Annotated in this window: 12 protein-coding genes; 11 read left to right on the top strand and 1 reads right to left on the bottom strand. The window is 73.6% G+C overall.

Annotated elements, in window-relative coordinates; genetic code table 11:
• The first annotated feature begins 12 nt into the window (after window positions 1-12).
• The 3 genes from coaBC (at window position 13) to ACIQFZ_RS08010 (ending at window position 4,939) form a co-directional block, all read left to right on the top strand.
• Complete coding sequence (gene coaBC, locus ACIQFZ_RS08000) at window positions 13-1,215, top strand: bifunctional phosphopantothenoylcysteine decarboxylase/phosphopantothenate--cysteine ligase CoaBC (RefSeq protein ID WP_402690834.1); 1,203 nt, start codon at window positions 13-15, stop codon at window positions 1,213-1,215.
• Between the two features lie 239 nt (window positions 1,216-1,454).
• Complete coding sequence (gene metK / locus ACIQFZ_RS08005) at window positions 1,455-2,678, top strand: methionine adenosyltransferase (protein WP_376398834.1); 1,224 nt, start codon at window positions 1,455-1,457, stop codon at window positions 2,676-2,678.
• Between the two features lie 113 nt (window positions 2,679-2,791).
• Complete coding sequence (locus ACIQFZ_RS08010; RefSeq protein ID WP_402690835.1) at window positions 2,792-4,939, top strand: primosomal protein N'; 2,148 nt, start codon at window positions 2,792-2,794, stop codon at window positions 4,937-4,939.
• A 428-nt stretch (window positions 4,940-5,367) separates the two neighbouring features.
• Here the strand turns inward: ACIQFZ_RS08010 and ACIQFZ_RS08015 are convergent, their stop codons facing one another.
• Complete coding sequence (locus tag ACIQFZ_RS08015) at window positions 5,368-5,901, bottom strand: hypothetical protein (RefSeq protein ID WP_365428292.1); 534 nt, start codon at window positions 5,899-5,901, stop codon at window positions 5,368-5,370.
• Window positions 5,902-6,395: 494 nt separating this feature from the next.
• Between ACIQFZ_RS08015 and fmt the strand changes: the two genes are divergently transcribed.
• The 8 genes from fmt to ACIQFZ_RS08055 all read left to right on the top strand — a co-directional run bounded on the left by fmt (window position 6,396) and on the right by ACIQFZ_RS08055 (window position 13,642).
• On the top strand, window positions 6,396-7,328 hold the full coding sequence (fmt, locus tag ACIQFZ_RS08020; protein ID WP_383059332.1) for a methionyl-tRNA formyltransferase: 933 nt from the start codon (window positions 6,396-6,398) through the stop codon (window positions 7,326-7,328).
• Between the two features lie 82 nt (window positions 7,329-7,410).
• Window positions 7,411-8,826: a transcription antitermination factor NusB gene (locus tag ACIQFZ_RS08025; RefSeq protein WP_365428298.1), complete on the top strand. Its 1,416-nt coding sequence runs from the start codon at window positions 7,411-7,413 to the stop codon at window positions 8,824-8,826.
• Between the two features lie 181 nt (window positions 8,827-9,007).
• Window positions 9,008-9,694 carry a ribulose-phosphate 3-epimerase gene (gene rpe / locus ACIQFZ_RS08030; protein WP_365775555.1) on the top strand — a complete coding sequence of 229 codons (687 nt, stop codon included), beginning with the start codon at window positions 9,008-9,010 and terminating at the stop codon, window positions 9,692-9,694.
• A gap of 79 nt (window positions 9,695-9,773) precedes the next feature.
• Window positions 9,774-10,817, top strand: coding sequence for a sugar-binding domain-containing protein (locus ACIQFZ_RS08035; RefSeq protein WP_365435169.1), 1,044 nt, complete (start codon window positions 9,774-9,776; stop codon window positions 10,815-10,817).
• A 37-nt stretch (window positions 10,818-10,854) separates the two neighbouring features.
• Window positions 10,855-11,256: a ribonuclease domain-containing protein gene (locus ACIQFZ_RS08040; protein ID WP_361417068.1), complete on the top strand. Its 402-nt coding sequence runs from the start codon at window positions 10,855-10,857 to the stop codon at window positions 11,254-11,256.
• Complete coding sequence (locus tag ACIQFZ_RS08045; protein ID WP_365435173.1) at window positions 11,253-11,582, top strand: barstar family protein; 330 nt, start codon at window positions 11,253-11,255, stop codon at window positions 11,580-11,582. The genes ACIQFZ_RS08040 and ACIQFZ_RS08045 overlap by 4 nt, the downstream gene beginning before the upstream one ends.
• A 132-nt stretch (window positions 11,583-11,714) precedes the next feature.
• Window positions 11,715-13,157 (top strand): GuaB1 family IMP dehydrogenase-related protein, encoded by a 1,443-nt coding sequence (locus ACIQFZ_RS08050; protein WP_365775554.1) that lies wholly within the window; start codon window positions 11,715-11,717, stop codon window positions 13,155-13,157.
• Window positions 13,158-13,189: 32 nt separating this feature from the next.
• Window positions 13,190-13,642 carry an Lrp/AsnC family transcriptional regulator gene (locus tag ACIQFZ_RS08055; RefSeq protein ID WP_141362818.1) on the top strand — a complete coding sequence of 151 codons (453 nt, stop codon included), beginning with the start codon at window positions 13,190-13,192 and terminating at the stop codon, window positions 13,640-13,642.
• The last annotated feature ends 324 nt before the right edge of the window (window positions 13,643-13,966 follow it).

Consider the following 13,966-nt stretch of genomic DNA (forward strand, 5'->3'; position numbering starts at 1 on the left):
CGGGGAGGCCCGGTGAGCAAGCCCAAGGTCGTTCTGGGGGTCGGTGGCGGCATCGCCGCCTACAAGGCGTGCGAGCTGCTGCGCAGGCTGACCGAGTCGGGTCACGACGTGCGTGTGGTGCCGACCGCCTCCGCGCTGCACTTCGTCGGCGCCGCGACCTGGTCCGCCCTGTCCGGCCACCCCGTCTCCACCGAGGTCTGGGACGACGTCCACGAGGTCCCGCACGTCCGCATCGGGCAGCAGGCCGACCTGGTGGTCGTCGCCCCCGCCACCGCCGACATGCTCGCCAGGGCCGCCCACGGCCTCGCCGACGACCTGCTGACCAACACCCTGCTCACCGCCCGCTGCCCGGTGGTCTTCGCCCCCGCGATGCACACCGAGATGTGGGAGCACCCGGCCACCCAGGACAACGTGGCGACGCTGCGCCGCCGCGGCGCCGTCGTCATCGAACCGGCGGTCGGCCGGCTGACCGGCGTCGACACCGGAAAGGGCCGGCTGCCCGACCCGGCGGAGATCTTCGAGGTCTGCCGCCGAGTGCTCGCCCGGGGCGCGACCGAGCCCGACCTCGCCGGGCGGCACGTCGTCGTCAGCGCCGGCGGCACCCGCGAGCCCCTCGACCCCGTCCGCTTCCTCGGCAACCGCTCCTCCGGCAAGCAGGGCTACGCCCTCGCGCGGACGGCGGCGGCCCGCGGGGCCCGGGTCACGCTCGTCGCCGCCAACACCGTCCTGCCGGAACCGGCGGGCGTGGACCTGGTCCGGGTCGGCACGGCCGTGCAGTTGCGGGAGGCGGTGCTGAAGGCCGCCGCGGACGCCGATGCGGTGGTCATGGCCGCCGCCGTCGCCGACTTCCGCCCCGCGACCTACGCGGCCGGCAAGATCAAGAAGAAGGACGGCGAGGACCCCGCGCCCATCGCGCTGGTACGCAATCCGGACATCCTCGCGGAGATATCAGCCGAACGGGCGCGGCCCGGACAGGTGATCGTGGGCTTCGCGGCTGAGACCGACGACGTCCTCGCCAACGGGCGCAAGAAGCTCGCGCGCAAGGGCTGCGACCTGCTCGTGGTCAACGAGGTGGGGGAGCGCAGGACCTTCGGCGCGGAGGAGAACGAGGCCGTGGTGCTGGCCGCCGACGGCGGCGAGACCCCCGTGCCGCACGGTCCGAAGGAGGCGCTGGCCGACACCGTGTGGGACCTGGTGGCCGCCCGGCTGGGCTGAGCGCCCCCTGCCCTCGCCCGGCCCCCTCGAACGTCGAAGCCCGGCGCGTGGCGACTCTGGTCAAGGTCGCCGGGCTTGGGCAGAATGCCCGTGCCGCAGGTCACAGCGCTCCCGAGAGGCGAGACAGGTGGGCCGGTGGCCGAGCGCGACCGATAAACTGTTCTCGGACGACGCCGGGCGCAGCCCCGTGCCCGTCCGCCAATGATCAGCCAGCAGCCGCTGCAACCCCAGGGAGCGTTGTGTCCCGTCGCCTCTTCACCTCGGAGTCCGTGACCGAGGGTCACCCCGACAAGATCGCTGACCAGATCAGCGACACCATTCTCGACGCGCTTCTGCGCGAGGACCCGACGTCCCGGGTCGCCGTGGAGACACTGATCACCACAGGCCTGGTGCACGTGGCCGGCGAGGTCACGACCAAGACCTACGCGGACATCGCGACCCTGGTCCGAGACAAGATCCTCGAGATCGGCTACGACTCCTCCAAGAAGGGCTTCGACGGCGCCTCCTGCGGCGTGTCCGTCTCGATCGGCGCGCAGTCCCCGGACATCGCACAGGGCGTGGACACGGCGTACGAGTCGCGGGTCGAGGGCGGCGCCGAGGGCGACGACTTCGACGAGCTGGACCGACAGGGCGCGGGCGACCAGGGCCTGATGTTCGGCTACGCCTCCGACGAGACCCCGACGCTGATGCCGCTGCCGATCTTCCTGGCGCACCGGCTGTCCAAGCGCCTGTCGGACGTGCGCAAGAACGGCACGATCCCCTACCTGCGCCCGGACGGCAAGACCCAGGTCACCATCGAGTACGACGGCGACAAGGCGGTCCGCCTGGACACCGTGGTCGTCTCCTCGCAGCACGCCTCCGACATCGACCTGGACTCGCTGCTGGCGCCCGACATCCGCGAGTTCGTCGTCGAGCCGGAGCTGAAGGCGCTGCTGGACGACGGCATCAAGCTGGACACCGAGGGCTACCGGCTGCTGGTCAACCCCACCGGCCGGTTCGAGATCGGCGGCCCGATGGGCGACGCCGGACTGACCGGTCGCAAGATCATCATCGACACCTACGGCGGCATGGCCCGCCACGGCGGCGGCGCCTTCTCCGGCAAGGACCCGTCCAAGGTGGACCGCTCGGCCGCGTACGCGATGCGCTGGGTCGCCAAGAACGTGGTGGCGGCGGGCCTGGCCTCCCGCTGCGAGGTCCAGGTCGCCTACGCGATCGGCAAGGCCGAGCCGGTGGGCCTGTTCGTGGAGACCTTCGGCACCCACAAGGTGGAGCCCGAGAAGATCGAGAAGGCGATCGACCAGGTCTTCGACCTGCGTCCGGCCGCCATCATCCGCGACCTCGACCTGCTCCGCCCGATCTACGCCCAGACCGCCGCCTACGGCCACTTCGGCCGCGAGCTGCCCGACTTCACCTGGGAGCGCACCGACCGCGTCGACGCGCTGCGCGAGGCGGCGGGGCTGTAGGACCGGGGCCGCACGACCCCGTCCGCCGCGAGACCCGAGCGAGGCCCGGACCCCAGGAGGGTCCGGGCCTCGCCCGCCGTCGGTTGTCGGTCCCGTTTGGTAAGAATGCAAGCGTGAGCAGCGAGAACGGGACGGGGGACGGCGGGGCCGAGGGGGCGCCGCCGGAACAGCTTGCGCTCATCCGGGAGAGCGTGCGCAAGGCGAAGGAGCCGCGGGCCAAGCCACGCACCTGGCGCGGTGCCGCGCTCGCCGGGGAACTGCCCGTGGCGCGCGTACTGGTCGACAAGGGCGCACTGCACCTCGACCGTTACTTCGACTACGCCGTGCCCGCCGAACTGGACGCCGACGCGCGGCCCGGGGTGCGGGTGCGCGTGCGTTTCGGAGCCGGACGGCACCGGGTGCGCGAGGGACGGCGCGAGGGCGGCGGGCTCATCGACGGGTACCTGATAGAGCGCCGGGCCGAGTCCGACTACGCGGGACCGCTCGCCGCGCTCGCCCAGGTCGTGTCGCCCGAGCCCGTGCTCAGCGAGGAACTGCTCGGCCTGGCACGGGCCGTCGCCGACCGGTACGCGGGCAGCCTCGCCGACGTACTCCAACTCGCCGTGCCGCCGCGCAGGGCACGCGCCGAGGAACGGCCCTCGCCCGCACCCCTGCCGCCGCCGCCCGCACCCGACGCGGGCTCCTGGGCCCGCTACGAGCGGGGGGCCGCGTTCGTGCAGGCCCTGGCCGCTGGCGGCTCGCCGCGTGCCGTGTGGAACGCGCTGCCCGGGCCCGAGTGGAGCGAGGAACTGGCCCTCGCCGTCGCAGCCGCCCTCGCCTCGGGACGCGGTGCACTCGTCGTCGTATCGGACGGGCGGGCCGCCGCCCGGGTGGACGCCGCGCTGACGGCCCTCCTCGGCGAGGGACGACACGCGCTGCTCACCGCCGACGCGGGGCCCGAGAAGCGGTACCGGCAGTGGCTCGCCGTGCGCCGGGGATCCGTACGGGCCGTCGTCGGCACCCGGGCCGCCATGTTCGCGCCGGTGCGGGATCTCGGGCTGGTCGCGCTGTGGGACGACGGGGACGACAGCCACAGCGAGCAGCACGCGCCGCAGCCGCACGCCCGCGAGGTGCTGCTGCTGCGCGCCGCGCAGGACAAGTGCGGTTTCCTGCTGGGTGGTTGGAGCTGCACGGTGGAGGCGGCACAGCTCGTCGAGAGCGGCTGGGCCCGGCCGCTCGTCGCCGCGAGGGAGCAGGTGCGGCGGGCGGCTCCGCTCGTGCGCACGGTGGGCGACGCCGAGCTCGCCCGGGACGAGGCCGCGCGGGCGGCCCGGCTGCCCTCGCTGGCCTGGCAGGCGGCCAGGGAGGGACTGCGGCACGGGCCCGTGCTGGTGCAGGTGCCCCGCCGGGGCTACGTACCGCGGATGGCCTGCGCACAGTGCCGGGCGCCCGCGCGGTGCCGGCACTGCTCGGGACCCCTCCAGGGACAGGACGCGGGGGCGCTCGCCTGCGGCTGGTGCGGTCGGGAGGAGTCCGCCTGGCACTGCCCGGAGTGCGGCTCGTTCCGGCTGCGGGCCCAGGTCGTCGGGGCCCGGCGGACCGCCGAGGAACTGGGCCGGGCGTTCCCGTCCGTACCCGTGCGGACCTCGGGACGCGAGCACGTGCTGGACACGGTGCCGGGGACACCCGCGCTGGTGGTGAGCACCCCGGGCGCGGAGCCGGTCGCCGAGGGCGGGTACGCGGCGGCCCTGCTCCTGGATGGCTGGGCCATGCTCGGGCGTCCCGATCTGCGCGCCGGTGAGGACGCGCTGCGGCGCTGGATCGCCGCGGCGGCGCTCGTCCGGCCGCAGCCGGCGGGCGGCACCGTGGTCGTCGTCGCCGAGCCGACCCTGCGGCCGGTGCAGGCGCTGGTGCGCTGGGACCCCGTCGGTCACGCTCTGCGGGAGCTGTCCGAACGCGCTGAACTCGGGTTTCCGCCGGTGTCCCGCATGGCGGCCGTGTCGGGTCCGGAGGAGGCGGTGTCGGACTTCCTGCCCGCCGTCGAACTGCCGCGGGAGGCAGAGGTGTTGGGCCCTGTTCCGCTGCCGGTCACGCCTCCGGGCCGCCCCCGCCGCTCTGGTGCGCCCCCGCCCGGCGAGCACTGGACCCGGGCCCTGATCCGCGTCCCGCCCGGCAGCGGGGCCGCGTTGGCCTCCGCCCTGAAGTCCGCCCAGGCGGCCCGTATGGCCCGCGGAAACCACGACCCGGTGTGGGTACGCGTCGACCCACCGGACATCGGCTGACTCGGCGACGCCGGCGTGGTGAGGGGGTGCGAACTCCGGCTGCCTGTACTGCCGTTCGCCGAAGGCGTGTGTCCCGGCCGGGCCGCGGGCGCGCAGAGGTCCGAGTCTCCGTGCGGCGCGGGCTGGTTGGTGCCCCGCGGTGGGCGGATCGCCGGTCAGGTCGGGTGGTTGGGGCTGTGGGGCCGGTGTTCCTGGAGGTGTGCCCCGAGGGCTCGGCGCGGCGGCCGAGGCCGTTCCGCGTCGTACGGGCACGGGTCTCGCCGGGGTGCCCGGCGGCCGTCGGGCCGGGGCGGTGAGCGGGCCGCATGGTGTCCTGCTGCGCCCGGGACCGTGTGAGAGGGGGGCCGACGGGCGTCGTCGATGCCCGGTCGGCGGGAGTGTCAGAACCCTCCCGGATGCCCGCCGGGAGGGGACACGGGATGGGGTCGTCAGCCGTTGCGGGGGCTGGGGAAGGCGGTGGGGCGGGGCTCGTCGCGCAGGACCGGGCTGCCGGACATCGGCTGGGTCGGCATGGAGCGGGCCGCGGGGACCGTGGCGATGCCGGTGCCGACATTGACCGTACGGCTGCCCGTCGGCTCCGGGGTGCGCTCGGTCTCGGGGGCCGCCTGGGCCGCCGCGCGGCGGGCGCCGTAACGCCGGTGGACCGCCTGTTTGGTGACGCCGAGGGCCGAGCCGACGGCGTCCCACGAGAAGCCGAGGGAGCGGTCGAAGTCCACGGCGGCCGTGACCAGGGTCTCGACGCTGTCCCGCAGCTCCTGCGCGAGACGGACGGTCGGGGCGGGGGCGCGTCCGTAGACGACGAAGCCCGTGGAGGGGCCGGAGTGGCGTGGGCGGTAGACGTTGCCCAGCTGGGCGGTGAGCGTGCGCAGCGCGTCCACCTGCCGGCGGACCCGCTCGATGTCCCGCACCAGCAAGTGCAGGCTCGCCCGGGCCTGGGCGTCGTGGGTTGCGTGGTCGGCCATGAACAAGCCTCTCGAACCGGCGTTGAAAGGAATCGGGCCGAGCAGGCGGCCCGCTGTGGTCAACTCTTCCTTGACCAACGCGCTTGCCCTCCGCGGGTCACGGTATGGGGGCGTAGGGAAACATGCGTACGCCCCCGGTGCGCCGGACGCGCGCCGCACTGCCGGCCGACGGCCTCCCCCCGTCATCTGCCGCCCGGCCCCGTCACCTGCTGCCCGGCTCCGTGGTCGCCCGTTCGACCTGTCGTGCGCTGCCTGGCCCGGTCGTCTGCGGCTCGGCTCTGTGGTCCGGAGCCTGGTCTGTCGTCCGCTGTCCGGCCCGGTCGTCTGCTGCCCGCTCCGCCGCCCGCCGCCCGCCGCTCGGCCCCGTCATCTGCCGCCCCACCCGCCACCCGCCACCCCGCCCCGCCCCGCCCGTCAGCCGCGGCCTTCCGTCCGTGGTCATAGACTGGTGCGCTGCCCGCCGTCCAACCCGCCCGAGAGGCCCAAGCCACCCCATGAAGCTCGTCTTCGCCGGTACCCCCGAGGTCGCCGTTCCCGCTCTGGACGCCCTGCTCGCCTCCGGGCGGCACGAGGTGGCCGCCGTCGTCACCCGGCCCGACGCGCCGGCCGGGCGCGGGCGCAGGCTGGTCGCGAGCCCGGTCGCCGAGCGGGCGGAGGAGGCCGGGATCGAGGTGCTCAAGCCCCTCAAGCCGCGGGACCCGGAGTTCCTGGAGCGGCTGAAGGAGATCGCCCCGGACTGCTGCCCGGTCGTCGCCTACGGTGCCCTGTTGCCCAGGGCGGCCCTCGACATCCCCGCCCACGGCTGGGTCAACCTGCACTTCTCCCTGCTGCCCGCCTGGCGCGGCGCCGCCCCCGCGCAGCACGCCCTCATGGCCGGGGACGAGATCACCGGCGCGTCCACGTTCCTCATCGAGGAAGGACTCGACTCCGGCCCGGTCTACGGCACCGTCACCGAGCGGATCCGGCCCACCGACACCAGCGGCGACCTGCTCACCCGGCTCGCCCTCGCCGGGGCCGGACTGCTCGCCGCGACGATGGACGGCATCGAGGACGGCACCCTCGAGGCCGTGCCGCAGCCGGCCGAGGGTGTCACCCTCGCCCCCAAGATCACCGTCGAGGACGCCCGGGTCGACTGGACGGCGCCCGCCCTGCGCGTGGACCGCGTGGTACGCGGCTGCACACCGGCGCCCGGCGCCTGGACCACGTTTCGCGGCGAGCGGCTCAAGCTGATCCAGGCCGCCCCGGCGCCGCAGCGCACCGACCTCGCCCCGGGCGCGCTCGCCGTCGGCAAGAACGACGTCCACGTCGGCACCGGTTCGTACGCCGTCGCGCTGCTGTGGGTGCAGGCGCAGGGCAAGAAGCCGATGCGGGCGGCGGACTGGGCGCGCGGGGTGCGCATCGCCGAGGGCGAGACGCTCGGCGGCTGACCGGGCGGCGTGAACCGGGACGTAGGCTGGGTGCACCGCGTGTCCGAGCGCGGCGCACCCAGACAACCGGAGCACCTTTTCCGTGAGCGACACCCGTCGGCCCCGCAGGCCCGCCAAGCCCTACCGCCGACCCCAGAAGGACCCCGTCCGCATCCTCGCCTTCGAGGCGCTGCGCGCCGTGGACGAGCGGGACGCCTACGCCAACCTGGTCCTGCCCCCGCTGCTGCGCAAGGCACGCGAGAAGGGCGACTTCGACGGCCGGGACGCCGCGCTGGCCACGGAGCTGGTGTACGGCACGCTGCGCCGCCAGGGAACGTACGACGCGATCATCGCGGACTGCGTCGACCGCCCGCTCCGGGAGGTCGACCCGCCCGTCCTGGACGTGCTGACCCTCGGCGCCCACCAGCTTCTCGGGACGCGTATCCCGAGTCACGCCGCCGTGTCCGCCACCGTCGAGCTCGCCCGGGTCGTCCTCGGCGACGGGCGGGCGAAGTTCGTCAACGCCGTGCTGCGCAAGGTCGCGCAGCACGACCTCGACGGATGGCTGGAGAAGGTCGCCCCGCCCTACGACGAGGACCCCGAGGACCACCTCGCCGTCGTCCACTCCCACCCCCGCTGGGTCGTCTCCGCCCTGTGGGACTCCCTCGGCGGCCCACGCGCCGGGATCGAGGACCTGCTGGAGGCCGACAACGAGCGGCCGGAGGTGACCCTGGTCGCCCGGCCCGGACGGGCCGGCACCGAGGAGCTGCTGCGCGAGGAGGCCGCGGTGCCGGGCCGCTGGTCGCCGTACGCCGTGCGGCTGACCGAGGGCGGCGAACCGGGCGCCGTGGACGCCGTACGGGAGGGCCGGGCCGGCGTGCAGGACGAGGGCAGCCAGCTCGTCGCGCTCGCCCTGGCGAACGCGCCCCTCGACGGCCCCGACGGGAAGTGGCTCGACGGATGCGCGGGCCCCGGCGGCAAGGCGGCCCTGCTGGCCGCGCTCGCCGCCGAGCGCGGAGCCGTCCTGCTCGCCTCCGAGAAGCAGCCCCACCGGGCCGGTCTGGTGGCCAAGGCGCTGGCCGGCAATCCCGGCCCGTACCAGGTGATCGCCGCCGACGGCACGCGCCCCGCCTGGCGTCCGGCCAGCTTCGACCGTGTCCTCGTCGACGTCCCCTGCACCGGACTCGGCGCCCTGCGCAGGCGCCCCGAGGCGCGGTGGCGGCGCCGCCCGGAGGACCTGGACGGCTTCGCCCCGCTCCAGCGCGGCCTGCTGCGCACGGCCCTGGAGTCGGTGCGCGTCGGCGGCGTGGTCGGCTACGCGACCTGCTCCCCGCACCTCGCCGAGACCCGCGCCGTGGTCACCGACGTGCTCAAGCAGTTCCCCGAGGCCGAGCTGATCGACGCCCGCCCGCTGCTGCCGGGCGTCGGGGCCCTCGGCGACGGTCCCGACGTACAGCTGTGGCCGCATCTGCACGGGACCGACGCGATGTACCTGGCCCTGATCCGCCGCACCGGCTGACCGGCCCCTTCGCGGGTCAGGCCCGCGCCACTTCGCGAAGCGTCCGTGGAGTGGGCCGGCGGGTGCGCCCCCGGCCGCACCCGCCTACGGCGGCCCCGCCCGCGCCTCATGACCGCCGCCTCCCGGCCGCCGGCCGGGTACCGGGGGGAGCCGGCGGGCCCGGGCATGGCACGCTTGGGTCATGGCCGTGCAGATCAACCCCAGCATCCTGTCCGCCGACTTCGCGCGCCTCGCCGAGGAGGCGAAGGCGGTCGAAGGGGCCGACTGGCTCCACGTCGACGTCATGGACAACCACTTCGTCCCGAACCTCACGCTCGGCGTGCCCGTCGTGGAGTCCCTGGCCCGGGCGACGGAGACCCCGCTGGACTGCCACCTGATGATCGAGCAGCCCGACCGCTGGGCGCCGCAGTACGTCGAGGCGGGTGCCTCCTCCGTGACCTTCCACGTCGAGGCCGCCGCCGCCCCCGTCCGGCTGGCCCGCGAGATCCGTGCCAAGGGGGCCCGGGCCTCGATGGCCCTCAAGCCCGCCACCCCCATCGAGCCGTACGAGGACCTGCTTCCCGAGCTCGACATGCTCCTGATCATGACGGTGGAGCCGGGCTTCGGCGGCCAGGCCTTCCTGGACATCATGCTGCCCAAGATCCGCCGCACCCGGGAGCTGATCGGCAAGCACGGCCTCCAGCTGTGGCTCCAGGTCGACGGCGGGGTGTCGGCCTCGACGATCGAGCGGTGCGCGGAGGCGGGCGCGGACGTGTTCGTCGCCGGCTCGGCGGTCTACGGTGCGGAAGACCCCGCCGAAGCGGTGCGCGCCCTGCGCGGTCAGGCGGAATCGGCCACCACCAAGGCGTCCTGGGCGTGCGGCCACTGAACAACGGCTGTGTGAACGGCTCCTTATCAGGGCTGATCAAGCGCGCCGGATCTGCAAGGATGAACGGTGAATCCAGAATGTGAACAGCAGTGAGGAGATCGCCGTGTCGGGTATGTCGGCGGGCCGGTCAGCCATGCGGATGGGACCCGCTGAGCTGGTGCAGGCGGCGGCCATGGCCCGCCGTTTCTACCTCGAGGGCAAATCGAAGATCCAGATCGCCGAGGAGTTCGGCGTCAGCCGCTTCAAGGTGGCCCGGGTCCTGGAAACCGCTCTCGAACGGGATCTCGTGCGCATCGAGATCCGCGTGCCGGCCGAGCTGGACGCCGAGCGCTCCGACGCGCTCCGCGCCCGCTACGGCCTCAGGCACGCCGTCGTGGTCGAGTCCCCGGCCGAGGCAGAGGAGACGCCCGACCCCGAGAACCTCGGCGAAGTAGCCGCCGATCTGCTCGGCGAGCTCGTCGACGAGGGAGACGTGCTGGGTCTGGCCTGGGGCCGTTCCACCATCCACATGGCGGCGGCGCTGAACCGGCTGGCGCCTTGCACGGTGGTGCAGCTGACGGGGGTGTACGACGCCGGGACCTCCGAGCGCGGCTCGGTGGAGGCCGTGCGCCGCGCAGCCCAGGTCTCGGGCGGCGACGCCCACCCCATCTACGCGCCGATGCTGCTGCCGGACGCGGCCACCGCGGCGGCGCTGCGGCACCAGACCGGGATCGCGCGCGCCTTCGAGTACTTCGACAAGGTCACGGTCGCCTGTGTGTCCATCGGTTCCTGGGAGCCGGGCATCTCGACGGTGCACGACATGCTCAGCGACGAGGAGCGGGCCCACTACGCCTCGCTCGGTGTCTCCGCCGAGATGGCCGCGCACCTCTTCGACGCCGAGGGCCGCCGGATCGGACGGGACCTGGGGGAGCGGTGCATCACGGTCAAGGCCGACCAGTTGCGCCGTATCCCCGAGGTCGTCGCGATCGCGGGCGGGCAGCGCAAGGCGGCGGCGATCGACGCGGTGCTGCGGTCCGGCCTGGTCACCAGCCTGGTCACGGACACCTCGGCCGCGGACTACCTGATGACGGCGGGGCCCACCCCCAGGCCCGCTCTCAACAGGGCTGACCCGGACGGCCCCTGACGAGTGAGCGCGGGACGGCCGTGGGAGCATCGACGGCATGCTGCTGCGGTTCGTCCCCCGTGTACTCGCGGGGCTCCTCGTCACGCTCGCCGTCCTTCTGACGGGCTGCTCGCCCTCCGGGCAGACCGGCTCCGACCCCTCCGCCCCGTCGTGGGCCCGCGGAATGGCCACGATCAGCCAGTCCCGGCTGCCGGCCGAGGCCCGGCAGACCCTGGACCTCGTCGACAAGGGCGGCCCCTACCCGTACCGGCAGGACAACACCGTGTTCGGCAACTTCGAGGGGCGGCTGCCCAAGGAGCCGCGCGGCTACTACCACGAGTACACGGTGCGGACCCCGGGGTCGCGCGACCGCGGGGCCAGGCGCATCGTCACCGGCCAGGGCGGGGAGTTCTACTACACCGATGATCACTACAACACGTTCCGGGCGGTGCTGAGATGAGCGAAGACCTGGCGGGCCGGGTCGTGGTCACACTGGACCTCGACGGTGTCACCGACAAGGCGGGACTGATGGACCGCGCCGCCCGTGCCCTCGCACTGCCCGGCTGGTTCGGACGGAACTGGGACGCGCTGGCCGACAGCCTCGGCGACGAGACCCTCTGGCCCGCGGAGGCCGTGGAGCGCGGGATGCTGATCGTGGTACGGGGCTGGCAGGCGTACGCGCAGGCCAGGCCGGAGGAGTGGGAGATCGCCGAGGAGGTCTTCGCCGCCTCGGCGGGCGGGCGGCCGGCCCTGGACGTCGCCCTCGCGCTTGGAGGTTCCTCCTAGGGGGCGGGCGGCCGGGCTGGACGTTCCGTCCGGGCATGGCACGGCCCGGGCCATGGGAGAATGAAGTACGTGCTCTTTCCCCCTGACGGACCTGTCCGGGGGTCACCTCTGATCGACTGGGATGTGCGGCACGTGCGTTTCCTCAATGACATCCAGCCCGCGTACGACCTGACGTACGACGACGTCTTCATGGTGCCGAGCCGCAGCGCGGTCGGTTCACGTCAGGGTGTGGACCTCAGCTCCCCGGACGGCACGGGCACCACCATCCCGCTCGTCGTCGCCAACATGACCGCGATCGCCGGGCGCCGCATGGCCGAGACCGTGGCCCGCCGCGGCGGACTGGTGGTCATCCCGCAGGACATCCCGATCGACGTCGTCACCGACGTGATCTCCTGGGTCAAGAGCCGCCACCTGGTCCTGGACACCCCGATCGTGCTGGCCCCGCACCAGACCGTCGCCGACGCCCTGGCCCTGCTGCCCAAGCGCGCGCACAACGCCGGCGTGGTCGTCGACGAGCAGCACCGGCCGGTCGGCGTGGTCACCGACCGGGACCTGACCGGCGTCGACCGCTTCACCCAGCTCGAAGTGGTCATGAGCAAGGACCTGCTCCTGCTGGACGCGGACATCGACCCGCGCGAGGCCTTCAACACCCTGGACGGGGCCAACCGCCGCTACGCGCCCGCCGTGGACGAGGACGGCAGGCTCGCCGGCATCCTCACCCGCAAGGGCGCCCTGCGCGCCACGCTGTACACCCCGGCCACCGACGCCAGGGGCAAGCTGCGCATCGCCGCCGCCGTGGGCATCAACGGCGACGTGGCCGGCAAGGCCGAGCAGCTGCTCGACGCGGGCGTCGACACCCTCGTCATCGACACCGCGCACGGCCACCAGGAGTCGATGATCAGCGCCGTCAAGCTGGTGCGCGACCTCGACCCGCGGGTGCCGGTCGTCGCCGGCAACATCGTCTCCGCCGAGGGCGTCAGGGACCTGATCGAGGCGGGTGCCGACATCGTCAAGGTCGGTGTGGGTCCGGGCGCCATGTGCACCACCCGCATGATGACCGGCGTGGGCCGCCCGCAGTTCTCCGCGGTCCTGGAGTGCGCGGCCGAGGCGAGGAAGTACGGCAAGCACGTGTGGGCCGACGGCGGTGTCCGCCACCCGCGCGACGTGGCGATGGCGCTCGCGGCCGGTGCGTCCAACGTGATGGTCGGCTCCTGGTTCGCCGGCACCTACGAGTCGCCCGGCGACCTCCAGCACGACGCCAACGGCCGCCCCTACAAGGAGTCGTTCGGCATGGCCTCCGCGCGCGCGGTGCGCAACCGCACCTCCGAGGAGTCGGCGTACGACCGTGCCCGCAAGGCGCTGTTCGAGGAGGGCATCTCCACCTCCCGGATGTTCCTCGACCCGGCCATGCCGGGTGTCGAGGACCTGATCGACTCGATCATCGCGGGCGTCCGCTCCTCGTGCACCTACGCCGGGGCCGGCTCCCTGGAGGAGTTCGCGGACAAGGCCATCGTCGGCATCCAGAGCGCGGCAGGCTACGCCGAGGGCAAGCCGCTGCACGCCAGCTGGAACTGAGCCGCCGAGTCCCGAGAAATGATCCACCCACAGTGCTGAACGATCTCGACGAACGCATCGTGCACGCCCTCGCCGAGGACGCCCGCCGCTCCTACGCGGACATCGGGCAACTGGTCGGCCTGTCCGCGCCCGCAGTGAAGCGGCGCGTGGACCGGCTGCGCGCCACCGGGGCCATCACCGGTTTCACCGTGCGGGTGGATCCGGCCGCGCTCGGCTGGGAGACCGAGGGGTTCGTCGAGATCTACTGCCGGCGCCACACCTCGCCGGAGACCATCCAGCGGGGCCTGGAGCGCTACCAGGAGGTCGTGTCCGCCTCCACCGTCACCGGTGAGGCGGACGCGATCGTCCAGGTCTTCGCCGCCGACATGCGGCACTTCGAGCGGGTCCTGGAGCGGATCGCCGGTGAGCCGTTCGTGGAACGGACGAAGTCCGTGCTGGTGCTCTCGCCCCTGCTGCGCCGCTTCTCCTCCGGCGCGCCGGGCTAGTGCTGCGACCGGAAAGGTTCACCAGCTCGCGACGCCCGGCATGCCACCTCGCCGCGTTGTCGCATCACCCGAGTACATCCAGTACGCGGGTGATGCTCCGCCTTGCGATGCTCCCCCACTGCCTGAAGGGCGTGGGAGGTACCCCCAGCACCGGACGCCGCGAGCTTTCCGGCAAACCTTTCCGGTCACAGCACTAGTAGACTGTCGCGGCTAATGTTTGGGGTAGAGGTGGCGCAGTTTGATGCGTGCATCGTGGGTGGTGAACTGCCAGTCCACCTGACGTTGGTCGGTGTTGGTGGCGTTCTGCCAGGCTGAGAGTTCGGT

The organism is Streptomyces sp. NPDC093064 (genome assembly GCF_044754605.1).
Taxonomy (GTDB): domain Bacteria; phylum Actinomycetota; class Actinomycetes; order Streptomycetales; family Streptomycetaceae; genus Streptomyces.

Excerpts from the sequence above, each read along its gene's own strand:
- rpe (WP_365775555.1), top strand. The coding sequence starts at position 9,008 with ATGGCCGTGCAGATCAACCCCAGCATCCTGTCCGCCGACTTCGCGCGC.
- ACIQFZ_RS08040 (WP_361417068.1), top strand. The coding sequence starts at position 10,855 with ATGCTGCTGCGGTTCGTCCCCCGTGTACTCGCGGGGCTCCTCGTCACG.
- ACIQFZ_RS08045 (WP_365435173.1), top strand. The coding sequence starts at position 11,253 with ATGAGCGAAGACCTGGCGGGCCGGGTCGTGGTCACACTGGACCTCGAC.
- ACIQFZ_RS08015 (WP_365428292.1), bottom strand. The coding sequence starts at position 5,901 with ATGGCCGACCACGCAACCCACGACGCCCAGGCCCGGGCGAGCCTGCAC.
- fmt (WP_383059332.1), top strand. The coding sequence starts at position 6,396 with ATGAAGCTCGTCTTCGCCGGTACCCCCGAGGTCGCCGTTCCCGCTCTG.